Source organism: Clostridium sp. KNHs216, assembly GCF_006714885.1.
Lineage (GTDB): Bacteria > Bacillota > Clostridia > Oscillospirales > Acutalibacteraceae > Caproiciproducens.
Window position 1 is genome coordinate 2,439,077 of record NZ_VFMF01000001.1, and the last position, 22,245, is coordinate 2,461,321.

General features: G+C 55.2%; 21 protein-coding genes. 14 read left to right on the forward strand and 7 right to left on the reverse strand.

From position 1 onward, the window contains the following. Positions 1-205 precede the first annotated feature (205 nt). The 4 genes from LY85_RS11850 (at position 206) to LY85_RS11865 (ending at position 3,562) form a co-directional block, all read left to right on the forward strand. On the forward strand, positions 206-1,327 hold the full coding sequence (locus LY85_RS11850; RefSeq protein WP_141826799.1) for an ABC transporter ATP-binding protein: 1,122 nt from the start codon (positions 206-208) through the stop codon (positions 1,325-1,327). Further along, the gene (locus tag LY85_RS11855) at positions 1,324-1,962 is read left to right on the forward strand and encodes an ABC transporter permease (protein WP_141826800.1); all 639 of its coding nucleotides are present in this window, start codon (positions 1,324-1,326) and stop codon (positions 1,960-1,962) included. Before LY85_RS11850 ends, LY85_RS11855 begins: the two co-directional genes overlap by 4 nt. Then, positions 1,959-2,570, forward strand: a complete 612-nt coding sequence (locus LY85_RS11860) for an ABC transporter permease (protein WP_141826801.1) — start codon at positions 1,959-1,961, stop codon at positions 2,568-2,570. The genes LY85_RS11855 and LY85_RS11860 overlap by 4 nt, the downstream gene beginning before the upstream one ends. A gap of 77 nt (positions 2,571-2,647) precedes the next feature. Then, on the forward strand, positions 2,648-3,562 hold the full coding sequence (locus tag LY85_RS11865) for a glycine betaine ABC transporter substrate-binding protein (protein ID WP_141826802.1): 915 nt from the start codon (positions 2,648-2,650) through the stop codon (positions 3,560-3,562). 76 nt (positions 3,563-3,638) lie between these two features. Here LY85_RS11865 and LY85_RS11870 read toward each other — a convergent pair whose 3' ends face one another. The 4 genes from LY85_RS11870 to LY85_RS11885 form a co-directional block, all read right to left on the reverse strand. Continuing rightward, on the reverse strand, positions 3,639-4,277 hold the full coding sequence (locus tag LY85_RS11870; protein ID WP_141826803.1) for a TrkA C-terminal domain-containing protein: 639 nt from the start codon (positions 4,275-4,277) through the stop codon (positions 3,639-3,641). Between the two features lie 129 nt (positions 4,278-4,406). Further along, on the reverse strand, positions 4,407-5,381 hold the full coding sequence (locus LY85_RS11875) for a Gfo/Idh/MocA family oxidoreductase (protein ID WP_141826804.1): 975 nt from the start codon (positions 5,379-5,381) through the stop codon (positions 4,407-4,409). A gap of 335 nt (positions 5,382-5,716) precedes the next feature. Further along, complete coding sequence (locus LY85_RS11880) at positions 5,717-6,979, reverse strand: dicarboxylate/amino acid:cation symporter (RefSeq protein WP_207705554.1); 1,263 nt, start codon at positions 6,977-6,979, stop codon at positions 5,717-5,719. 34 nt (positions 6,980-7,013) lie between these two features. Then, entirely contained in the window at positions 7,014-8,198 is a 1,185-nt protein-coding gene (locus tag LY85_RS11885; RefSeq protein WP_141826805.1) for a MalY/PatB family protein, read from the reverse strand. A gap of 1,136 nt (positions 8,199-9,334) precedes the next feature. Here LY85_RS11885 and LY85_RS11890 point away from each other — a divergent pair. Both LY85_RS11890 and LY85_RS11895 read left to right on the forward strand, forming a co-directional pair. Continuing rightward, complete coding sequence (locus LY85_RS11890) at positions 9,335-9,826, forward strand: MarR family transcriptional regulator (protein ID WP_038322314.1); 492 nt, start codon at positions 9,335-9,337, stop codon at positions 9,824-9,826. A gap of 46 nt (positions 9,827-9,872) precedes the next feature. Further along, entirely contained in the window at positions 9,873-10,268 is a 396-nt protein-coding gene (locus tag LY85_RS11895; protein WP_141826806.1) for a nuclear transport factor 2 family protein, read from the forward strand. 1,332 nt (positions 10,269-11,600) lie between these two features. Here the strand turns inward: LY85_RS11895 and LY85_RS11900 are convergent. Next, the gene (locus LY85_RS11900) at positions 11,601-12,440 is read right to left on the reverse strand and encodes a DegV family protein (RefSeq protein ID WP_141826807.1); all 840 of its coding nucleotides are present in this window, start codon (positions 12,438-12,440) and stop codon (positions 11,601-11,603) included. Positions 12,441-12,672: 232 nt separating this feature from the next. Here LY85_RS11900 and LY85_RS11905 point away from each other — a divergent pair, with 232 nt between their 5' ends. The 6 genes from LY85_RS11905 (at position 12,673) to LY85_RS11920 (ending at position 18,489) form a co-directional block, all read left to right on the forward strand. Beyond that, entirely contained in the window at positions 12,673-13,224 is a 552-nt protein-coding gene (locus LY85_RS11905) for a TIGR01440 family protein (protein WP_141826808.1), read from the forward strand. Between the two features lie 88 nt (positions 13,225-13,312). Further along, on the forward strand, positions 13,313-13,468 hold the full coding sequence (locus tag LY85_RS19325; protein ID WP_156103884.1) for a hypothetical protein: 156 nt from the start codon (positions 13,313-13,315) through the stop codon (positions 13,466-13,468). 41 nt (positions 13,469-13,509) lie between these two features. Beyond that, on the forward strand, positions 13,510-13,686 hold the full coding sequence (locus LY85_RS19330; protein WP_170949864.1) for a hypothetical protein: 177 nt from the start codon (positions 13,510-13,512) through the stop codon (positions 13,684-13,686). Between the two features lie 927 nt (positions 13,687-14,613). Further along, positions 14,614-15,480, forward strand: coding sequence for a methylenetetrahydrofolate reductase [NAD(P)H] (gene metF, locus LY85_RS11910; protein WP_038322310.1), 867 nt, complete (start codon positions 14,614-14,616; stop codon positions 15,478-15,480). After that, on the forward strand, positions 15,477-16,115 hold the full coding sequence (locus tag LY85_RS11915; RefSeq protein ID WP_141826809.1) for a vitamin B12 dependent-methionine synthase activation domain-containing protein: 639 nt from the start codon (positions 15,477-15,479) through the stop codon (positions 16,113-16,115). Before metF ends, LY85_RS11915 begins: the two co-directional genes overlap by 4 nt. Positions 16,116-16,119: 4 nt before the next feature. After that, entirely contained in the window at positions 16,120-18,489 is a 2,370-nt protein-coding gene (locus LY85_RS11920; RefSeq protein ID WP_141826810.1) for a homocysteine S-methyltransferase family protein, read from the forward strand. A gap of 553 nt (positions 18,490-19,042) precedes the next feature. Here the strand turns inward: LY85_RS11920 and sdaAA are convergent. Continuing rightward, positions 19,043-19,924, reverse strand: a complete 882-nt coding sequence (gene sdaAA / locus LY85_RS11925; RefSeq protein WP_141826811.1) for an L-serine ammonia-lyase, iron-sulfur-dependent, subunit alpha — start codon at positions 19,922-19,924, stop codon at positions 19,043-19,045. A 40-nt stretch (positions 19,925-19,964) separates the two neighbouring features. Further along, a complete protein-coding gene (gene sdaAB / locus LY85_RS11930) occupies positions 19,965-20,624 on the reverse strand; it encodes an L-serine ammonia-lyase, iron-sulfur-dependent subunit beta (protein ID WP_038322306.1) in 660 nt (219 codons plus the stop codon). Positions 20,625-20,912: 288 nt separating this feature from the next. Here sdaAB and LY85_RS11935 point away from each other — a divergent pair, with 288 nt between their 5' ends. Both LY85_RS11935 and LY85_RS11940 read left to right on the forward strand, forming a co-directional pair. Further along, positions 20,913-21,365: a MarR family transcriptional regulator gene (locus LY85_RS11935; protein WP_185741201.1), complete on the forward strand. Its 453-nt coding sequence runs from the start codon at positions 20,913-20,915 to the stop codon at positions 21,363-21,365. A 12-nt stretch (positions 21,366-21,377) separates the two neighbouring features. Further along, positions 21,378-22,226, forward strand: coding sequence for a DegV family protein (locus LY85_RS11940; protein ID WP_141826813.1), 849 nt, complete (start codon positions 21,378-21,380; stop codon positions 22,224-22,226). Positions 22,227-22,245: the final 19 nt, after the last annotated feature.

Below are 22,245 nucleotides of genomic sequence, written 5' to 3' on the forward strand. Positions count from 1 at the left end.
ATATGCGCTTTTCGCTGCCCGAAACGGGTAAAAATGACTGATTTTTAAAAGGCTTAATGCGTGTGGATGAATATTATTACCAAAAAATGACAGCGTGCATTTGACAGGATTAATGATTTTGTGATATTATAGAAATCTAAGAAGCAATCTATAAAAAAATTGAAGTTGTTTCTTGTCGGATTATGGGCAGAAAAGGAGGGCATTTATGATTGAATATAAAAATGTCAGTAAGTCTTATGGAAAACAAAAAGTTGTGAAAGATTTGAATTTAAAGATACCCGACGGTGAGTTTGTCGTGCTGATCGGCCCTTCCGGCTGCGGAAAAACGACAACGCTGAAAATGCTGAACCGCCTGATCGAGATGGACTCGGGCAGCATCAGCATCGACGGAAAGAATATTATGGAGATGAATCCCGAAAAGCTGCGCAGCCGCATCGGGTACGTCATCCAGCAGATCGGGCTTTTCCCGAACATGACGGTGGAGGAAAACATCTGCGTGGTGCCGCGTCTGCTGAAATGGGACAAGGAGAAAAGCCGCCAAAGGGCGAAAGAGCTTCTGGAGCTGGTCAATATGCCGTATGAAACCTATGCTCATAAATATCCGAATGAAATGAGCGGCGGCCAGCAGCAGAGAATCGGCGTGCTTCGCGCGCTGGCGGCGGAGCCGCCCATTATCCTGATGGACGAGCCTTTCGGCGCGTTGGACCCGATTACGAGGGATTCCCTTCAGGATGAGGTCAAGTCCCTGCAGCAGCGTTTGGGAAAGACCGTCATCTTTGTTACGCACGATATGGACGAGGCGCTGAAAATGGCCGACACGGTCGTGTTTATGAGCGAGGGCCAGATTTTGCAGACGGATTCCCCGGAGGGGATTCTCCGCGCGCCCGCCAACGATACCGTGCGGGAATTTATGGGCAAGCATGTACATAATTTCTCGCAGAACCAGCTGGCGTGCTCCGACCTGATGAAAACCAACGTGGCAAAGGTCACGCAGGACAAAAAGACGCTGGAATGCGTCAATATCATGAGCCGCAGGGAGATCGACTCCCTTGTCGTAGTGGACCGGGAGGAACACTATATCGGCGTTCTGCTGATTGAAACCGTCAACGAGCGCGGCAAGGCGGGCGACACCATCAGGGGCCTGATTACGGTGGACTTCCCGACCGTTACGCCGGACACCCCCGCGAAAACCGCTTTCGATATCATCAGCAGCCAGCGGGCGGAATACGTCATCGTGCTGACGGAGGACAAAAAAGTGGCCGGTATCATTACAAAAACCAGCATGTCAAAGGCATTGGCAAGCGTCGTTTGGGGGGATGGGCAATGAGTGATTTCTTCCGTCTTTACGGGGATAAGCTGCTCCAGGCCATCGCGACCCATCTGGTGTACGTCCTGATTTCTGTTTTTATCGGATTTGTCATCGCCCTGTTTCTGGGAATCCTGCTTTCCAGAGCCCCGAAAATATCCAAATTTGTTCTGCCGGTCCTTTCCGTGGTGCAGACGATCCCCGGCATCGTGTTTATCGGCATCCTGTTCCTGTACCTCGGAATGGTGCCCGCGACTGTGCTGGCCGCCCTTTCCATTTACGCGATCTTCCCGGTGCTGAAAAACACCTACACCGGCTTGATCGGCGTTTCGGAGCAGTATAAGGAAGCGGCGAAGGGCTGCGGGATGTCTTCCCTGCAGTCGCTGCTGCGGGTGGAGCTGCCGCTGGCGCTTCCCGCCATCATCGGCGGGCTGCGGATGTCCACCGTCTATATTGTAAGCTGGGCGGTGCTGGCCTCTATGATCGGCCTGGGCGGCCTGGGCGATTTCATCTATATCGGCGTCAGCACCAACAACAACATGCTGATTATCGCGGGCGCGATTCCGGCCGCCATCCTCGCGGTGGGGCTGGGCCTTTTGATCGACTATTTCCAGAAAAAGGCCGTGCCAAAGGGATTAAGGGGGGATGTCAAGTGAGCGCGACGATGATTTTTGAACATCTTTACATTGTGCTGCTTTCGGTGCTTTTCACCGTTCTTCTCGGCCTGCCGCTCGGCGTGCTGGCCTATATGAAAAAACCGGTGCGCTCCGTGGTGCTGTGGGCCGTGGATATCCTGCAGACCATCCCAGCGCTGGCGCTGCTCGGAATCATTATGGTTTTTCTGGGCGCGGGCAAGCCGACGGTCATCATCGGCCTGGTGCTGTATTCCCTGCTGCCGGTCGTGCACAACACCTACCTCGGCCTCAGCAATATTGAGCCGGCCATCAAAGAGGCCGCTGACGGCATGGGCATGAGCCGGACTTACCGGCTGCTTCATGTGGAAATCCCCATCGCCTTCCCGGTCATCTTCACGGGAATCCGGATCGCCACCGTCACCTCCATCGGCGTAGCCGTATTTGCGACGTTCGTGGGCGGCGGCGGGCTCGGCTCCGTCATCTACCGCGGCATCCATATCCAGAACATGCAGCTGATCCTGTTTGGGACGCTGTCGCTGATGGGGATGGCCGTGCTGTTCGACGGCGTGATGGCCTATATTGAAAAACGGCTGTACCGTCACAGGACAGTAAAAAGCGATGAGCATTAAAATACGGTTCCATCCGGGAATCGTGTATTTTCGTCGACAGTAATATCAATAATATATAAAGAAAAGAGGGAGAAAGTATGAAAAAAGTGATTGCCGTTATGATGAGCCTGGTTTTGGCGCTTTCCGCCGCGGGCTGCGGCTCGGGCAAAAGCAGCGGGGACGAAATCGTCATTATGGACGGTCAGTTTTCCGAAATGAAGCTGATTCACCAGATGGTGAAAATGCTGGTGGAGCAGGACACCGACGCCAAGGTTGTCATTAAGGACGAGGTCTCCCCCGTCAACGGCTTCAACGAGCTGGTCAAGGGCAACTGCGACCTGATGAACAGCTACGACGGCACCTTGCTGACCACCTATCTGAAGCTGGACACAAAGGATATCCCCGAAGGGAAGTCCCTGTACGATTTTGTCAATGAGACCGCGCTCAAGGAGAAGAAGGTCTATCTTCTGGACAAGCTCGGAATCAACAATACCTACGCGATCGCCGTTCCGCAGAAGATCGCGGACCAGTACAAGCTGGAAACCATCAGCGATCTTGTGCCGGTGGCCGACAAGCTGGTGTTCGGCGCGGAGCATGAGTTTTTCAGCGAAGAGGGCAGCATGAAGTTCAACCCGTTCGTCAAATTCTACGGGCTGAATTTTAAGGAAAGCAAGCCGGTCGACCTGGGACTGAAATATTCCGCGGTGGAAAACGGGAACATCGACGTGACCGAGGTTTACGCCACCGACGGCCTGAACAAAAAGGCCCAGCTGAAAGTGCTGAAGGACGACAGAAGCTTCTTCCCGGAGTACAACGGCGCGCTGCTCGTCCGCTCGGACCTGTTCGAGCGCTTCGAGAAAACGGCCCCCAACCTCAAAGAGACCCTGAACAAGCTCGGCGGAATCTTTGACAACGAGACCATGGTCAACCTGACCTACGCGGTTGACGTGGAGGGCAAGACCGTGCAGGAGGTCGCAAAACAGTTCCTGCAGGAAAAGGGGCTGCTCAAGTAATTCAGCTATCTTCTCAATCATAAAAGAGACCCGGATCGGCGCTGTACAACGCTTTTCCGGGTCTTTGTATTTTGTTTTATTCTTCCTCGTCCGGGTAAAGAAAACTTTTTACCCGGTCCTGACAGTTGTCCTCGCCGCAGTAATACAGCACGTCGTGCTTCTGTAGAATCGCGTAGGGGCCGGGGGACATCATCAGCGTGCTGTTGCGCTTGATGGCGATGATGGTCGCCGCCGTGTGGTGCCAGAAATTCAGCTCGGACAGGGACTTGTCGAGCAGGGGCGTTTTTTCCGTAATCTCGATTTCAAACGGGATAAACGGATTGATGGACTGGAAACGCTCCGTCCGGTCTATGATGCTGGAAATGGATTTCAGCAGAAATTTCGTTTCTTTTTTCTGCCGTTCCACGCTGCTCAAAATATCCTTTTTCAGGTCGTTCAGCGACTGGATGTCGTTGTACTGGTGAACGAATTTTACGGCGTTGTCGTACGATTTGATAATCACGCCGCTGCCCTTTGTCACGTCTACGATTTCCAGGTCGGACAGTACGCAGATGGCGCGCCGTGCGGTTTCGGAAGAAACGTTGTACTGGCTTGCAAGGTACGATCTCGCGTATATCTTTTCTCCTACGCGGTAACGGTTGTCCACGATCTTTGCCGCAATGTCGGCGGCAATCTTCTGGTAAACCGGTGCCGTTACTTTAATGGTGTCCTCCATAAACCTCACCTATCCTGTGAAAATACCTTTCTCTGTTTTTACGTTCAAAAGCACTTCCGCATAAAAACGGAGGTGCTTTTTCTTTATTTCTATCATATCACAATCGCGCGGCGCCGACAACTGGAAAAATCAAAGAGAACTGAACCGGATTCCGGCCTGACGGCGGCCCTGCTCCAGCAGCCCGATGCAGCAGCGCATACGTTCGCAGGCGCGTGCGTACGCGGCCTCGTCCCGTTCCGTAAGAATGCGGGCGAGCTCCCTCTGCTGACAGAACATGGAGGATTTGCGCTCCGTGGAAAGCAGTTCCTCCCCGCCCCCGCGGGGATAAAGCCGGATACTGTCCAGAGAGGTGGGGCCCTCCAGCGTGACGGTACCGTTTTCGCCCTGAATTTCGCTTGCCGACCGGCTGACGGAGATTTTGGAGGAGCTGAGCACGGCGCAAAAGCCGTCGTACTCCAGAACCTGGGTGCAGACCCCGTCCACCCCGCTTTCGAGCAGACCGGCGGTGCAGGTGCTGCTTTTCGGCGCGCCGAACAGGGCGGCGCAGAGGTAAAGATTGTAAATGCCTAGGTCGGCCAGCGCGCCGCCGTCGTATTCCGGGCTGAAAACGGGCGGGTTCTTTCCTTCCTTATACGCGTCGTATTTGGAGGAATATTTCATATAGTTGAAATAGACGTAGTGAACGGGGGCGATCTTTTTGACCGCTTCCTTCAGGACGTTCAGATCGGGGTTGTAGATCGGGCGGATCGCTTCCAGCAGGTATACATGGTTTCTTTTCGCGATATCCAGCAGCTCTTCGAGCTGCGCCGAGGTCGCCACCGCCGGTTTTTCCACAATCACATGCTTTCCGGCGGAAAGGCAGAGCTTCGCCTGCGGGAAATGCAGGCTGTTTGGGGACGCGATATAGACGGCGTCCAGTCCGGGGCAGTTTGCCAGGGCTTCCAGTTCGGTAAATACGTGGGGAATCCGGTAGAGGGCCGCGTACTGAGCGCCGGTTTCCGCTTTGCGGGAATAAACCGCATAAGGCTCGTAGCTTCCCGTTTCCACAGCGGCCTGTACGAACAGGCGGGAAATTTCCGAAGTGCCGATAATTCCTAGTTTCATAAAGCAGTTCCTTTCCTGAGTATCCGGAATGTTGTTTACAGCAATTCCCTTTTAGTTGGCAAGACAGAACACGTTTTCCCCCCGCCTTCGGCGGGGGGAAAACGCAACCTTGTTGCAGAATCAACGGGAAACGCTGTAGGCTTAGTGTAGCATGGAACCGGCGGCTTTTCAAGCGGGACCGGGCTGCGGCGGCTCTCCTGCGCGGGACGGTACGAATTTTCGGCTTCACGCCCTGGGTCGGAAGGCGCAGGGCGCTTTTTCCGTGGGAAGGAAGCGTAAAAAAACAGAGACAGGATGCTGCATCCTGTCTCTGAAAAAGGAAAGGAAAGAAAAACTCAGGCGGTTTCTGTTGTTCCGGAAATCTCTTCTTTTTCTTCTGCCGCTATTTTGTCCTTCAGCCAGTTTTTGCCTTCCATAATGCGCGCTACGATCATCGCCACGCCGGTGTCGCCTGTGGAGTTGATGGCGGTGGCGGGCGCGTCGGTAATGGTGCCGATCAAAACCATGATCGGGATGGAAACCTCGGGGAAGCCGAAGGCGGAAATGATGAAGATTTCGCCGACGTAGCCGCCCGCGGGAATCGCGCCCATCACGGTGGAGGCGACCACCGATACCAGAATGGCGGTGAACAGGATGTGCGGGTCAAGGAAGTTTACATGGAACACGGAGCACATGAACGCGATTTTCAGGATCGTAATCAGGCATGCGCCGTCCTTGTGCAGGTTCGCACCCATGGGGATGGTGATGTTCGCGACGTCGTCGGAAATATGCATCTGTTTCGCGGCGATCAGCTCCGCGGGGATGGACGCCGCGCTGGAGCAGGTACCCAGAGAGGTGAGCGTCGGGGAAATGATGGGCTTCCAGAAGCGCTTTACGCCGATCGCGCCCCCGCCGATAAAGGCGAACAGCGTGTTGGACAGCGCGTAGTAGACCACGGCCGCAATCAGGTAGATCACGAGGGAGCGGGACAGCGGGCCGACAATTTCGCCGCCGTACTGGCCGATCAGCGTCGCGAAAAACGCGCCCAGCCCGATGGGGGCGAGCAGCATGACATAACCGACCATCTTCATAATGACGGCGGAAAGCGAGTCAAAGAACTGCATGACCGGCTTGCCCTTCTCGCCGACCGCGACCACCGCCACGCCGGAGATCATGGAGAACACGATCAGCGCCATCAGGCTTTTGCGCGACCACAGGAGCGAAAAGTCGTTTACCGTGAACATGGACAGGAAGTTGTTGTTGCTGGTCAGGTCCTCGACCTTCTCGTTCATGGCGATCTGCGCGCCCTTCGCGGGGTCGAAAACACCGCAGATGACCGCCATATAGACGCTCGCGATAATTTCGGTCAGGATGAAGATCAGCATCATGACGCCGAGAATTTTACCCAGCTTTTTCAGGTTTTCCATGTTCGCAATGGAGGACACCAGGGAAACAAAGATCATCGGGACGACGCAGCAGTACAGAAGGTTCAGGAAGATGTCCGCGATCGGGGAAAGAACGGTGGCGCCGGAGCCCCAGAACGCGCCCAGAATGGAACCCGCAAGCATGCTGCCCAGAAGGATAAAGGGGAACTTGTTGTTTTTGAAGAAAGTCGCCATTTGTTTTCCTCCTCTTGTTTTTTGTGGACTTAGTTTACAGGGCTTTTATGTTTTTCACAATGTTCTCTACCGCCGCTTTCACGTACTTCGGCTCCGTCGCAAGGTTCAGCCGGATAAAGCCCTTGCACTGGGCGCCGAACCATTCGCCGTAATCCACCGCAAGACGGCATTTGTTCTGGGTGAAATCCTTTACGCTGTCCGGGTCCAGATACGCGCGCATGTCGAGCCACATCAGATAGGTGCCTTCCAGCGGGGTGATGACGATTTTGGGAGCGCCTTCCTTTAGCGCTTTGCAGACGTATTCGTAATTTTGCCTGATGACCGCCAGCGCGCCCTCCAGCCAGTCCTCTCCTTGGGTGTAAGCCGCCTGCGCCGCGGTCAGGCCCATAATGTTGACTTCGGTCTGGTTGATCGTTTTCGCGTAGTCGTCGTACCGGGCGAGGATTTCCGGGTTTTCAATGATAATGTGGGAATTCAGCAGCCCCGCCAGGTTAAAGGTCTTGGACGGCGCGGTCACGGTGATAAGGTTGTCCGCGTATTTGCCGCCTTTCACGATTGCGGACGGAATCTGCTTTTTGTCGCCCAGAATGATGTCCTGATGGATTTCGTCGGAAACGACCAGCACGTTGCGGCGTTTGCAGATGTCCAGAACCGTGTCGAGCTCTTCCTCGGTCCAGACGCGGCCGGCCGGGTTGTGCGGGGAACACTGGATGAACAGCTTTACGTCGTTGTCAACAATGTTCTTCTCGAATTTTTCGTAATCGATCGTGTAGAGTCCGTCGGTATTCGTCAGTTCACAGGTTACCAGCTTGCGGCCGTTGTCCTTGACGGCGTTGTGGAACGGATAGTAGACGGGGGTCAGGATCATGACCGAGTCGCCGGGCTTGGTAAATGCGTTTACAAACCAGTACAGGGCGACCACCACACCGGTGGAAAAGCGCATCCATTCCTTCTTCGGGCGGTATCCGTGATGCTTCTCCTCCCAGTTGAAAAACGCCTCGTAGTATTCGTCCGAGACAAAGGAATAGCCGAATACGCCGTGGCGCACCCTTTCGGTCATTGCCTCTACGACCGCGTCGCAGGTACGGAACTCCATGTCCGCCACCCACATGGAAATCAAATCCGGGTCGCCGAACCTCAACTGTAAAGCGTCCCATTTCAGGGAGCTGGTCCCCATCCTGTCTACCGCGTACTTTGCGCAAAACTGTTCTGCATTCATTTGATCACCTTTCTCTTCTTGCTTCGTTTATTGTTTAGTCATTAAACTATTTTCTGCTAAAAATATAGCACTATGCTAAGAATATGTCAATTAAATAATGTTAAATATTAAATATTTGTATATTGTGTAGAAATGAAGCCCGATATTTCGACAATATTACAGAATTTTGGTTTAGTTATTAAACATGAAAAAGGGCAGAAAAAAACCGGCGTGAAGCCGGTATCAAAGTCGGGTCTGCGCCCGGCGTGCCCGGAGGGAGAGAGGGACCCCCTCCGGCCGGGCTATGTTAAACTCCCCACCAAGTGGCGGCCCCTTCCAAAATGGGGCCGAGTTGTATTCTTTCAGTTGGATTGAGCTGACTCCCCCAGTCAGGCTGCGCCTGCCGGCCCCCATGGGGAGGGGGAAGAATCCCCAGCCTCCCTCCATGAGGGAGGTGTCGCGCTCGGCGCGGCGGAGGGAGTTTCGGAGCATCAGGCTTCGACTTAACGTAAGCCGACTGGAAGCATCGCCGTAGGCGCTTCCCGACCGGGAGGTCCGCGTCGAGGGAGTCTCCTCCTGCTACATTAACGCATCGCCGCAAGTAGGAGTTGATCGTCAGCTTTGCCCTCAGGCCGGGCGGGCCCCTACTTTCGCGTTTGTCCGAAAGTAGGCAAAGGACGCGCAGGGGGATTTTGAATTCCCGGCGGGAGGGCTCCATAAAATCCCCCTGCACCCCCCAGGTATCCCCAAAGTGTCTTTATAAAATACGAAACCTGTATGGTTTTCATTGACGGAGGATACGGAAAAGGAAATTAAACTCTTTCGGGGAGGGGCCGAATCCCCTGCCTCCCTCCGTGAGGGAGGTGTCGCGCTCGGCGCGACGGAAGGAGTCTCCGCCTGCCTCATTAGTGCATCGCCGCAATTCAACAGATAGCTGCCTGAGAGTATCGCCGTAGGCGCGTGCCGACCGCATGGTCCGCTTCCTGACCGGCAGGTCCGCCCGCCGACCGCATGGTCCGCTTCCCGACCGGCAGGTCCGCGACGGAAGGAGTCGCTTCCAAAAGCAGTAACCCGGCGGGAAGCCGGTATGCCGGTATATTGTAATTTTATTCGTTTTATGTCATAATACATATATATTTAGAAACGGGGGCTCTTACATGGCGACTAAGGACCAGCGCGAGGATTTGGACCGGCTGTACCGCGAGCTGAACGCGCGCGCCGATAAGCTGTATAAATTTGTTCTGCTTTACAGCGATTACATACATGCCCAAAGGGATTACGGCACCGGGCAGAAAATAGGCATGATCGATGTACACACCCTTACCTATATTGAGGAAAACCCCGGCACCACCATCACGGAGCTTGCGAAAGACTGGAACAAAACCAAGGGCGCGATTTCCCAGACCGTGAAAAGGCTGGTGGAAAGCGGGCTGGTAACGCGGAAAATGAAGGAGAACAACTCCAAAACCGTCCTGCTTTACGCTACGGAGGAAGGCACACGGCTTTCCATCGCGCACAAAATGTACGATCTGGCGGATATTGCCCAGACCACGGAAGAACTGATGATGAAATGCACGCCCGAGGAAATCGATACCTTTTATAAGGTGATCGACGTATATATCGGCCTGTTAAAGCAGGACGAAAAATAAATCCCTTCTTGTACGGGGCCGGGCCGGGTGCTATAATGCAGGTGTAATGAACCGGCGGAAAAGCCGGACGACGGGAGTGGTTGCAGTGACGGTGATCGGCAGGTATTTTACCCAGCTGGATTTGGCGATGGAGAACGAAGCGGCATTTTCCGGGCTGGAAGGGCTGTTTTCGGAAAACGCTTCCTTACGGCTGAAAGGGTACGACGAAATACGCGGGCGCGGAAAAATCAGGGAGTTTTTTCAGGCTCTCCTGGGCAGAAACAGGGAAATGAAGCATGTCTGGGAAATCCTGCCCGAACAGGGCGGGTTCCGGGTGCCGTGGGCTGCGGCCTGCGTCAGCAGGACAGGCGGCGTTTTCACCATGGAAGGGACGGACCACATTGTACTGGACGCCGACGGGAAAATCCAAAGCCTTTTCCTCGGAATCGGCACGGAGGCTTAGAAGAGGGCGGCCGGGGGACACTTTCCCGCCGCCCTTTCGCCGCCGCAGGGCACAAAAAAACGCCGTACACGGATACGAAATCCATATACAACGTCATCAAGCGTCCGCGGGTACAAAATCCCCTCTGTACAAAAGAGTAAAGAGGCGGTATAATAATATCCGCAGCGTGCCGATTCTTCGGTTGTTTATGGAGGTTATTTCTCCGTAAGCAGGGGGCGGGGTGTTCCAGCACTCCGTTCCTGCGCTGCACTTTTATTTGTGCCTTGCAACTGAATTATAGCGCGTTTTCTTTGCCAGTGCAATAGAATTTGCTAAATTATATCATTTTATGGAAAATAAAAGGGGCGGGAAAGAATTCCCGCCCCTTTTTTAGGCGTCTGGGTGGTGTTTTCATGAAAGCAAGGGGTACTCCCTCAGTCAGGACCTGCCGGTCCGGGATGCGCCTGACAGCTCCCTCACAGAGGGAGCCTTAATAAGCGGGACCTTTGCCTCCCTCCGTGAGGGAGGTGTCGCGCTCGGCGCGACGAAGGGAGTCTCGGAGCATCCCACTTCCGATTGAACGTAAGCCAATTGGAAGCGCCGCCGTAGGCGCTTGCCGACCGCATGGTCCGCCCGGCGCGACGGAAGGAGTTTCGGAGCATCAGACTTTGATTTAACGTAAGCCGACTGGAAGCGCCGCCGTAGGCGCTTGCCGACCGCATGGTCCGCGCCCGGCGCGACGGAAGGAGTTCGTTGGGAAGCACAGTGTTTCCCGAATTCCTGTTTCTGATCGTTAGCTTTGCCCTCAGGCCGGGCGGGCCCCTACTTTCGATCTTGTCCGAAAGTAGGCAAAGTACGCGCAGGGGGATTTTGAATTCCCGGCGGGAGTGCTCCATAAAATCCCCCTGCACCCCCCGGTATCCCCAAAGTGTCTCTATGAGATACGATACTGCTGTGGGCTTCATTGACGGGGATACGGAAAAAAGGTTTTGGCTCCCTCAAAGAAGGAGCCAAAACCTTTATATATTAAGGATTCCTTTTTAATAATTGCTGTATGACCGACAGAACGGCTACAATGATTATCATGATTATGGATTGCTTTAAACTGACGGATAAATCATTGCTTGCTTTCATCAATAAACGGATGATTTCTTGGGATATGAGGAAAAAAATTAAATACAATTCATTTTTGCCGATGTTTTTTAGGATTGCCTTCAAAATATCACCTCAAACCCGTTCCTATAGCCATTAGATTCATTTCTATAACTATATCATACATAATTAATATATGCAATTTACCAGATGGGTTTTGGGGCGGCTCAAACTTCCCGCCGCTTTTGATACGGCGTGCGGTCAGAAGCCGACCAGAAACCCGCCGTTCTCCGTGTAATAGCTGGTCAGCCCCCGCGTCTGCAAAATCGTGATCTTCGTGGTCAGGCAGACGTGCGCGATCAGCTCCTTCAGGCGCTGCGCGCCCTTGGGATTGTTGCAGTGGCTGATGACGACGGGCTTTCCCGCCATGTCTTTCAGCTTGTTCATGGTTTCCACGATCTGCATGATCGCGCGTTCCTCGCCGCGCGGCTTGTGCAGCACCTTGATCTCGCCCTCCGGCGTGTTGGAGGCCACCGCGCGGATGCCCAGCGAGTTGGCCAGGATCCCCGCCACGCGGGACATGCGCCCCGATTTGATCAGGTTGTCGTAGGAACCGAGCGCGAACAGCAGAAACAGGCTGCGGGAGTACGCTTCCGCCTGTTTGACGACTTCGTCGAAGTCCAGTCCGGAGGAAATCAGCTCCGCCGCTTTTCTCAGAATCAGCACCAGCCCCCCGGCGGTGGAATGGGAATCGATCACGTGGATTTTCTTCCAGGGGAATTCCTCCAGAACCATGTCCCTTGCGACAAGGGCGCTGTTGTAGGTGCCGCTCAGCGCACTGGTCATCGTCACCGCCAGGGTGCAGTCGCTTTTCCGGAATTCGATTGCCCACTCTTCCGGCGACGGGCACGCCGACGAGGACGGCCCCTTGTAATTTTTCATCTGGGCCAGCATGATGTTTACATTCAGCGAATCATCGTCGGTGTACTCGGTGCCGCCCACGATGAGCTTCAGGGGTACGGTCGCAAAGTGCAGGCCGTAATCCTGGAATGCGTTTTGGGGTAAGTCGCAGGAGCTGTCTGAAAGAATACTCCAGGTCATAAAAGCACTCCTATAATTTCAAATTATCATATAGTTTTCAAAACCATATATTTTAGTCTATAATATCATAATGTATAGCATACATTAATTCTAACTGAGAAAATTAAATAAATTCTCCCGCTTGCGGAAAAACGCGGCCGCCGGGGGCAAAATCGCGCGGAGTTGCAAAATCTCTTCAATAAGATTATAATATCTGTCAAACCTACAAATATTATAACCGGAGTTGAGTTCTATGTATGATGAAATTGCGGCGCAGGCGAAAAAAGCCGTCTGCGAATTGATAAAAGCCGCGGGTCTGACCGCGGGAAATATCCTGGTCGTGGGCTGTTCCTCCAGCGAAATCGGCGGGCACGATATCGGCTCGTCCTCCAGCGTGGAAATCGCCAACGCGGTGTTTCACGCCGTTTACCCCGTTTTGAAGGAAAAGGGGATTTATCTGGCCGCTCAGTGCTGCGAGCATCTGAACCGCGCGATTATTATTGAAAAAGAGGCGGCGGTCAGGGACCGGCTGGAAATCGTCAACGCCGTTCCGCGCCCGAAGGCCGGCGGTTCCTTTGCCACGGCGGCTTACTCGAACTTTGAGCATCCGGCGGCGGTGGAGGAAGTCACCGCTCAGGCGGGGATCGATATCGGCGGCACGCTGATCGGCATGCACCTTGCCAGAGTGGCGGTGCCGGTGCGCCTTTCCGTGCGCAAAATCGGCGAAGCCAACGTGACCAGCGCGCGCACCCGGCCGAAATTTATCGGCGGCGAACGCGCGAATTACGACGAAAGCCTGAAATAAGGAAAGTATTTCCTTACGTAAAAACAGCGCCTCCCGTAAAAACTACAGTAAATGATTTATTTACTGAGGTTTGGGGAGGCGTTTTGCTTTGGGGACCTTTTATGAGAACGACCCGGATTTACGGGGATATTTTGAAAATCTGCCCATCGACGTGAAAAACAGGATTCTGGAATCGGGCGTGGAGATTTCCACGCTGGGCGAGCTGATGCAGGCCGCCGAGCATATTCGGGAAACAAATGGATAATCCTGTAAATTCTGCGAAAACTATTCCCGGAGGTGAGTCCGATGAAAGACAAGTACAGCGGTTTATACGAGCTGATCGAAGAGGACAGCGAAGCCGGTGAATACTTTGACAACCTGCCCGAATACGTGCAGGAATCCATCAGCGCGCGGGAGGAGAACATCAATTCCTTCGCAAGCCTTCGCGATTACGCTGAGAATCTGATGCGGGACGATGAATGACAGCGGCGGGGCGTTCTGCCCCGCTTCACTACAGGACTAATCCTATTAATTATCAACACTCCCCTTCCATGCAGATAAATTGCATGAAAGGGGAGTTGATTTATTACATAAATTTTTTTATTGAAGAAATGATGGCTAAGGATAAAATCGGAAAGACAGTTATTATGCTTCTTATTTTAACTCTGGCGGTATCTTCCTTTTCATAAAATAAGTAGATAGCGAATATAAGACCTAAGGTTATCGGAATAAAAATATTAGCGAACATGATACCGTATAATACTAAAATTACATATATCGAAAGAAGAACTACCATTGCTGTGTCTATATAGGATAATAACTGTGGTATTTTTTTCAAACAAAACCCTCCGACTCTTCCTGACAGATACCATTTTTTATTTTCCCATTTGGAATCTAATTACGGTATAGCACCATTTTTCCCGTAAGTCAATATAATCTCAAGTTTTTAATTCTTCTGGTTCATCAATAGCTTTTAAAATATCAATAGAAGCGTTATATCAAAAGAAGTGTTTTTCCTTTTTGTTCCGTTTGACAACCGTGCTTTTCTATGCTACACTAGTAAAAATATATTTTTACACGCAGAGATGGAGAAAGTAACCCTTCCGAAGGCATACAGAGAAGCTTTTGCGGCTTTGCCGCGCTGAAAGAAAGCGGGCGGGAGGCCGGGCGAAAATGGCTCCTGAGCGGCGCACCGAGGCCGGATTCCCGGTTTAGGCTGCGACGGGATTTCCCGTTACAGAAAGCGGGTATAGACGGTGTCCTGCACTGTAATATCCTGAGAGGCCCGTTTCGCAAGGGACGGGTGAATTTGAAGTGGTAACACGGGATTTGGAATCTCGTCTTCATCGGGCACGGCGCCTGTGGAGACGGGTTTTTTTTATTTTCCGGGGCACTGAAAGGAACAAAGCCATGAAAATCAGCGAAATTCTGAACAGCGGCAGGGTCACGGTTTCCTGCGAGCTGTTCCCACCGAAAAAAGACGACGATATTGCCCGGGTGAACGAGGTTGTGCGCGACATTTCCGCGCTCAGGCCCGATTTCATGAGCGTTACCTACGGCGCGGGCGGCGGCACGTCCCAGAACACGACCCGCATCGCGTCGGAAATCCAGAACTGCGGCGTGACCGCGCTGGCGCACCTGACCTGTGTTTCCTCCACCAAGGAGGAGGTCGGGCAAATATTATCCGGGTTAAAAGAACATCATATTGAAAATATTCTGGCCCTGCGCGGCGATATCCCGCACAATTCCGATTTCCCGTCCCCCGGCCAGTACCGCTACGCCGGCGAGCTGGTCAGGCAGATCAGGGAATACGGCGGGTTCTGCATCGGCGCGGCCTGCTACCCCGAGGGGCACGTCGAGTGCGCCCGCCGGGAGGACGACATCGGCTACCTGAAGGAAAAGGTGGACAGCGGCTGCGACTTTCTGACTACACAGATGTTTTTTGACAACAATATTCTCTACCAGTTCCTGTACCGGATTCTGGCGAAGGGGATTCATATCCCGGTGGTGGCGGGCATCATGCCGGTGACTAACAGCGGCCAGATCAGGCGGATCTGCGCGCTTTCCGGCACGGAGCTGCCGCCGCGCTTCAAGGCGATCGTGGATAAATTCGCCGACAAGCCCGCCGCCATGAAACAGGCGGGCATCGCCTACGCGACGGAGCAGATCATCGACCTGATTTCCAACGGCGTCAGCGCGATTCATATTTATACGATGAACAAGCCGGATATCGCGGCAAAAATCATGGATAATTTATCGGAGATCATCAGGGAATGAAAGAGACGGAAGAAGTGCTGCGCTACCTTGGCTACCGCGGCAAGCCCGCGGATGAGCGCACCCTGCGTACAATCGAATCCTGCCTGAACGAGCTGCGGGCCGGGGTCACTCCCCGCAGCCTCAGCCTGCTACTGCCGGTGGAGTTCGACGGGGACGCGGTGCTGCTCGGCAACCTGAGGGTGGAAAGCAGGGATTTGAGGAATCATCTTTCCGGCTGCGGGGAAGCGTACCTGTTCGCGGCCACGCTCGGCACAAAAGCGGATTTCCTTTTGGAGCGCGCCTCCAAAATCGACATGAGCCGCGCCGTGGTGCTGCAGGCCTGCGCCGCCGCGCTGACAGAGAGCGTCTGCGACGAAGCGGAACAGGAGCTTTCCGCCGAGGCGGCAAAGCGCGGGTTGTTTCTGCGGCCTCGGTACAGCCCCGGTTACGGGGACTTCTCCATCCTGCATCAGCGTGACTTTCTGGGGATTTTACAGGCGCAGAAAAAAATCGGCCTTGCCATGACGCAGGACAGTATGCTGGTGCCGACAAAATCCGTTACCGCGGTCATTGGCCTGACCGCGGAGCAGACGACCTGCCACATTGCAAAGTGCATGGGCTGCAAGTCTTTGAATTGTCCGTTCAGAAAGGACTGATATCATGGGAATACTGGAAGACCTGGGGAAACGTATCGTCTTTTTTGACGGCGGCATGGGCACCCTTTTACAGGAAAACGGCCTCGGTCCCGGCGAGCTGCCGGAGCTGTGGAACCTGACCCGCCCCGAACTGATCAAAGAAATTCACAGCAGGTACCGCGCGGCGGGCGCGGATATCCTGACAACCAATACCTTCGGCGCAAACCCGATCAAGCTGCACGGCTGCGGCAGCTCCACGGAGGAAATCGTGGCCGCCGCGGTGGGCCTTGCCAGAGAAGCCGCCCCCGGCGCGCTGGTCGCCATGGACATCGGCCCGACCGGAAAGCTGCTCAGGCCGCTCGGCGACCTTGATTTCGAGGACGCCGTTTCCGCCTTTTCCCGGGCCGCCGCCGCGGGGGAAAAAGCCGGGGCCGACCTGATCCTGATCGAGACCATGAGCGATACCTACGAGTGCAAGGCCGCCGTGCTCGCCGCGAAGGAAAGCACCCGCTTGCCCGTGTTCGTCACGATGGTCGTGGATGAGCAGGGCAAGCTGCTGACCGGCGGCGACATCCCGGCTGCGGTCGCGCTGCTGGAGGGTCTCGGCGTGGACGCCGTGGGGCTCAACTGCGGGTTCGGCCCCGAGCAGATGAAAAAATTCCTTCCGCAGATGACGGGGGCGTGTTCCCTGCCCGTGATCGTGAACCCCAACGCCGGGCTGCCCCGCACCGAAGGGGACAAAACCGTGTTTGACGTAAATCCGGAGGAATTCGCCGCCGTGATGGAAGAAATCGCGAAGGAAGGCGCCTGGATTCTGGGTGGCTGCTGCGGCACGACCCCGGAGCATATCGCGGCGGTGGTGCGTCGGTGCAAAGACCTTTCCCCGCGCCCCATTGTCCCGAAAAACCGCACGGTGGTTTCCTCGTTCGCCCGGGCGGTCGTGTTCGGCAAAAAGCCGGTGCTGATCGGCGAGCGCATCAACCCCACGGGCAAATCCCGGCTGAAACAGGCGCTGCGCGACAACGACATGGATTACCTGCTGCGGGAGGCGATCACCCAGCAGGAAAACGGCGCGCATATTCTCGACGTAAACGTTGGCCTGCCGGAAATCGACGAGCCCGCGCTCCTTCGCCGCGCGGTCATGGAAATTCAGGGGATTTCCGACCTTCCGCTTCAGCTCGACACCTCCGACCCGAAGGCGATGGCGGGCGCCATGCGCATTTACAACGGCAAGCCGCTGATCAATTCGGTCAACGGAAAGGCCGAATCGATGGAGGCGATCTTCCCGCTCGTGAAAAAGTACGGCGGCACGGTAATCGCGCTGACGCTGGACGAAAACGGGATTCCGACCACGGCGCAGGGCCGGTTTGAAATCGCGGAGAAAATCGTGAAAACAGCCCGGGAATACGGGATTGACAAAAAAGACCTGGTCTTCGACACGCTGGCCATGACCATCAGCGCCGGACAGGAAAACGCCGCCATTACGCTGGAAGCCCTGCGGCTGATCCGCGACCGGCTGGGCATCCACACCTCGCTCGGCGTTTCCAATATTTCGTTCGGTTTGCCCCAGCGGGAACACATCAACGCCGCGTTTTTCACAATGGCGCTGCAGAACGGGCTGGGGGCCGCGATCGTCAACCCCAATTCCGCCGCGATGATGGACGCGTACCATGCGTACTGCGCGCTCAGCGGCAGCGACGAGAAGTGTATGGACTATATCGCCCGCTATTCGGCGCAGAAAACGGAAACCGCGCCGCCGCCCGCCGCGGGGGAAATCTCTTTGCTGGACGCGGTGGTGCGCGGCTTGAAGGAAAGCGCGCACGCGGCGGCGCTCCGGCTGGTGGAAACGGAGGAACCGCTCGCCATCATCAATACCCAGATGATTCCCGCGCTTGACCGGGTGGGAAAGGATTTCGAGCAGGGCGTGCTGTTCCTGCCCCAGCTACTGATGAGCGCGGAGGCCGCCAAGTCGGCGTTTGAGGTCATCCGGGGGAAAATGACCGTCAACGGGGAGCAGACGAAGAAGGAAAAAATCATCCTCGCGACCGTCAAGGGCGATATCCACGATATCGGCAAAAATATCGTCAAGGTCCTGCTGGAAAATTACAGCTACGACGTGATTGATCTCGGCAAGGACGTCCCCCCCGAAACGGTGGTGGACGCGGCGGAGGAAGGCGGCGTGAAGCTGGTCGGGCTCAGCGCGCTGATGACGACCACCGTTTCCAATATGGCGGAGACCATCCGCCAGCTGCACGAAAGGGTGCCGGACTGCCGGGTGATGGTCGGCGGCGCGGTGCTCACGCCCGAATACGCGCAGTCGATTCACGCGGACGCCTATTCCAGGGACGCGATGGGTTCGGTGCATTACGCACAGAAGTTGTTCGGCGGGGAGTGACCCGCCGTTTCGATACGAAAAGGCTGCCGGAGGGAAATCCCCCGGCAGCCTTTTGGTATCTCGGTCAGAATGGATAGACTCCCCCAGTCAGATTCTGCTCTTGAATAACCCTGCCCTTTTCTAATCGCCGGCTTTGCCCTCAGGCCGGGCGGGCCCCTACTTTCGGTTCTTGTACGAAAGTAGGCAAAGGACGCGCAGGGGGATTTTGAATTCCCGGCGGGAGAGCTCCATAAAATCCCCCTGCACCCCCAAGTATCCCCAAAGTGCCTTTAGGAGATACGATACCGCTATGGTTTTCATTGACGGGGGATACGGAAGTTGGGGAGAACTCCCTCAGTCAGGTTGCGCCTGCCAGATCCCTCAAAGAGGGAGCCTAAAAAGGTCGAACCCCTGCCTCCCTCTGTGAGGGAGGTGTCGCGCCCGGCGCGACGAAGGGAGTCTTGGAGCATCAGACTTCGGTTTAACGTAAGCCGATTGGAGGTATCGCCGTAGGCGCATCCCGACCGGCAGGTCCGCTTCCTGACCGGCAGGTCCGTCTGCCGACCGCATGGTCTCAGTTATCCCCGAAAATCTCTTTTTTCAGGCGCTTTCCGGTCGGCGTGGCGGCAAGCCCGCCCTCGGAGGTTTCCTTCAGGCTGCGGGGCATCGCGTCGCCGATCCGCTTCATCGCGACGATGACCTCGTCGGCGGGAATCGCGCTCTGGATTCCGGCCAGCGCCAGCTCCGCGCCCACAAACGCGTTCGCCACGCCCATGGCGTTGCGTTTGATGCACGGAATTTCCACCAGCCCCGCCACCGGGTCGCACACAAGGCCCAGAATATTTTTCAGCGCAATGGCACAGGCGTGCTCCGCCATCTGCGGGGTTCCGCCCGCCAGCTCTGTCAGCGCCGCCGCTGCCATGGCGGAGGCCGCGCCGCATTCCGCCTGACAGCCGCCCTGCGCGCCGGCAATGCTCGCGTTGTTGGCGATCACCATGCCGAACGCGGAGGCGGTGAACAGCGCCATCACCACGTCGCGCTCCGGAAGCTCCCGGTCCTCCATCACCGTCAGCAGCGCCGCGGGGATAATCCCGCAGGAACCGGCGGTCGGCGCGGCGACGATCTTGCCCATACAGGCGTTGCTTTCCGAAACCGCAAGCGCGCGCACCAGCGCGTTGCCGAACACCTTGCCGCAAAGGGTGCGGCCTTTGTCCACCGCCTGTTTCATTTTGTACGCGCCGCCGCCCGAAAGCCCGCTCACCGAGCGCATGTCCGGGTCAATGCCGTCCTCGACGGACTGCTGCATTACGCGGAAGCTTTCCAGCATCGTCCGATATATTTCCGGCTCCGGTTTTTCCAGCTCGCGTGCCTGGTCCTCTAGGACGATCTCCGATATTTTTTTATTTTCGCGTTCCGCCGCGCCCACAAGGTCTTCCACCGAATAATAAATTCCCATCTTCCATCAGGCCTTTCCGATTCTTGGTTTCTCAGCCGCGTCAGTCCGGCCGCAGCATGGTCGAGCGGAGGACGTTCGGCAGCTTTTCGATTCCGGCGTTGCTTTCCCGGCTGAATTCGCCGTCGACCTCAATGGTCATCAGCGCCGTTTCCCCCTTGTGCCCGCGGGTCAGCTTGAAGTTGCCGATGTTGACCCCCTGCGAGGCAATGTAGTTCGTCACGTGCGCGATCACCCCGGGCACGTCCCGGTGCAGGATCAGGAGCGTGGTTTGCTGCCCGGTGACGTCCACCTTCATCCCGTTGATTTCGCTGATGACGATGTTTCCGCCGCCCACGGAAGCGCCCTGCAAGGTCGCGGTATGCCCCTGCTCATCCGTCAGGGTAATCACCGCCGTATTGGGGTGAGCCCCCTCGATTTCGCCCTTTTCAAAGACGACGGAAAGGTTCCGTTCCTTCGCGAGCGCAAGGCTTTCGCGGATGCGGGCGTCGCTCGGCGACATGCCCATGATCCCGGCGACAAGGGCCTTGTCCGTTCCGTGCCCGCGGTATGTTTTTGCAAAGGAGCCGTGCAGCAGAATGTGCGCGCTCACGGGCTTTCCGTCCAGCAGCGCGCCGGCGATCCGCCCGATTCTTACGGCGCCCGCCGTGTGGGAGCTTGACGGGCCGATCATTACCGGCCCGATGATATCAAAAACGTTCATAAGAAGCCTCCGCCGCCACATTTTGAAGGGAATGATTCCAATTTACGCTGCTATTATAGCATAATGCGCAGGGGTTGGAAACGGTCTTTTTCCGGCGAAGCCCCTGCGGGCTCCCTTTTCTTTTTTGGTGGATTGTATATTATCATGCCCGGAACACAAGATAATATTTGTAAAAAAATTCCAATATTTATTTTGAACTTCAAAACTTTCTTGACAAAACGATTCTTTTTTGATATAATTAACAAATATTTTGAACTTCAAAATAAATGGCGAAAGGAGGGAACTGCATTGAATAACGAATACTCCCAGATCAATAATTTTCTTGTAAAAGTGTTTAACGAGGTACTGAGAACGGAAGAAGCCAGCCTGAAAACCAAGGAATCCCACAACCTTTCCATGCGGGAAATGCATGTGATCGAAGCGGTGTGCGACGGCACGCAGGCGGGCAAAAACACGGCTTCGGATATCGTGTGCTCCCAGGGGATCACCGCGGGCACGCTGACGACGACCATCAACACGCTGGTGAAAAAGGGCTTTGTCCAGCGGCAGCAGGACCAGCGCGACAAAAGAGTCGTCCGTATCCTCCCGACCGAAAAAGGAAAAAGCGTAAATGAAGTTCATTCCTCTTTTCACCACAAAATGGTTTCCGCGATCATGTCCGCCATGACGGAGGATGAACTGGCCATGTTTGTAAAGGGGCTGGCCGCGGTGAAAAACTTTTTTGAAAGCAACAAAAAATAGTGGAGGACTTCTATGGCTATTAAGATTATAACGGACAGCACGTCGGATATTGCCCTTGACCGTCAGGACGAGCTCGGGATCGAAATTATTTCCCTGAGCGTGCATTTTGGCGACAGGGAATATGTGGACGGCGTGGACCTTACCAAACCGCAGTTCTTTCAAATGCTCCACGACAGCGCGGAGCTTCCCACCACGGCGCAGGTCAACCCCGAACGGTTTGAAAAATTATTTGAAAAATACAGGAATAGCGGCGACGAGGTAATCGGTATTTTCATTTCCGGCAAGCTCAGCGGGACCTATCAGTCCGCGGTGATCGCCAAACAGGCGCTGGGAGCGGAAAACATCCATCTGATCGATTCGCTGACCGTCAGCTTCGGGCTGGCGCTACTGGTCTATGAAATGATCAAGCTGAGGGACGCCGGAAAAACCGCGGCGGAAATCTGTTCCGCGGTGGAAGAGCTGAAAAGGAAGCAGAAGTTTTACGCCATTATTGATACGCTGAAATATCTGAAAATGGGCGGCAGGCTGTCGGCCTCCTCCGCTTTCCTCGGTTCCATGCTCCACATCAAGCCGATCGTCTCGATCGAAAACGGCGAAATCAAGGCGTTTGACAAAAAGAAAGGGCACAAGGCGGCCTCTCTGCGTATTGCGGAGATGATGGAGAAGGAAAAGCCGGACCCCTCTCACCGCATCTTTTTCGGCGACACCGATTCCCCGCAGTTTCTGAACCTTCTAAAGGACGCGGCGGGGTCCGTCGCGGACATTTCGGACAGCGAGATTATCGCCCTCGGGTCGGTCGTCGGCACCCACGGCGGGCCGGGCTGCGTGGGCGTATCCTATATTGCGCAGGGGGATTCCTGACGCGGAACACGGAGGAAAG

What these genes read in the sequence shown, in the direction of transcription:
- metF (WP_038322310.1), top strand. Translation starts at nt 14,614, where the DNA reads ATGAAAATCAGCGAAATTCTGAACAGCGGCAGGGTCACGGTTTCCTGC.
- sdaAA (WP_141826811.1), bottom strand. Translation starts at nt 19,924, where the DNA reads ATGGGAATTTATTATTCGGTGGAAGACCTTGTGGGCGCGGCGGAACGC.
- LY85_RS11915 (WP_141826809.1), top strand. Translation starts at nt 15,477, where the DNA reads ATGAAAGAGACGGAAGAAGTGCTGCGCTACCTTGGCTACCGCGGCAAG.
- LY85_RS11865 (WP_141826802.1), top strand. Translation starts at nt 2,648, where the DNA reads ATGAAAAAAGTGATTGCCGTTATGATGAGCCTGGTTTTGGCGCTTTCC.
- LY85_RS11890 (WP_038322314.1), top strand. Translation starts at nt 9,335, where the DNA reads ATGGCGACTAAGGACCAGCGCGAGGATTTGGACCGGCTGTACCGCGAG.
- LY85_RS11905 (WP_141826808.1), top strand. Translation starts at nt 12,673, where the DNA reads ATGTATGATGAAATTGCGGCGCAGGCGAAAAAAGCCGTCTGCGAATTG.
- LY85_RS11870 (WP_141826803.1), bottom strand. Translation starts at nt 4,277, where the DNA reads ATGGAGGACACCATTAAAGTAACGGCACCGGTTTACCAGAAGATTGCC.
- LY85_RS19330 (WP_170949864.1), top strand. Translation starts at nt 13,510, where the DNA reads ATGAAAGACAAGTACAGCGGTTTATACGAGCTGATCGAAGAGGACAGC.
- LY85_RS11880 (WP_207705554.1), bottom strand. Translation starts at nt 6,979, where the DNA reads ATGGCGACTTTCTTCAAAAACAACAAGTTCCCCTTTATCCTTCTGGGC.
- LY85_RS11855 (WP_141826800.1), top strand. Translation starts at nt 1,324, where the DNA reads ATGAGTGATTTCTTCCGTCTTTACGGGGATAAGCTGCTCCAGGCCATC.
- LY85_RS11885 (WP_141826805.1), bottom strand. Translation starts at nt 8,198, where the DNA reads ATGAATGCAGAACAGTTTTGCGCAAAGTACGCGGTAGACAGGATGGGG.
- LY85_RS11850 (WP_141826799.1), top strand. Translation starts at nt 206, where the DNA reads ATGATTGAATATAAAAATGTCAGTAAGTCTTATGGAAAACAAAAAGTT.
- sdaAB (WP_038322306.1), bottom strand. Translation starts at nt 20,624, where the DNA reads ATGAACGTTTTTGATATCATCGGGCCGGTAATGATCGGCCCGTCAAGC.
- LY85_RS11940 (WP_141826813.1), top strand. Translation starts at nt 21,378, where the DNA reads ATGGCTATTAAGATTATAACGGACAGCACGTCGGATATTGCCCTTGAC.
- LY85_RS11900 (WP_141826807.1), bottom strand. Translation starts at nt 12,440, where the DNA reads ATGACCTGGAGTATTCTTTCAGACAGCTCCTGCGACTTACCCCAAAAC.
- LY85_RS11920 (WP_141826810.1), top strand. Translation starts at nt 16,120, where the DNA reads ATGGGAATACTGGAAGACCTGGGGAAACGTATCGTCTTTTTTGACGGC.
- LY85_RS11895 (WP_141826806.1), top strand. Translation starts at nt 9,873, where the DNA reads ATGAACCGGCGGAAAAGCCGGACGACGGGAGTGGTTGCAGTGACGGTG.
- LY85_RS11875 (WP_141826804.1), bottom strand. Translation starts at nt 5,381, where the DNA reads ATGAAACTAGGAATTATCGGCACTTCGGAAATTTCCCGCCTGTTCGTA.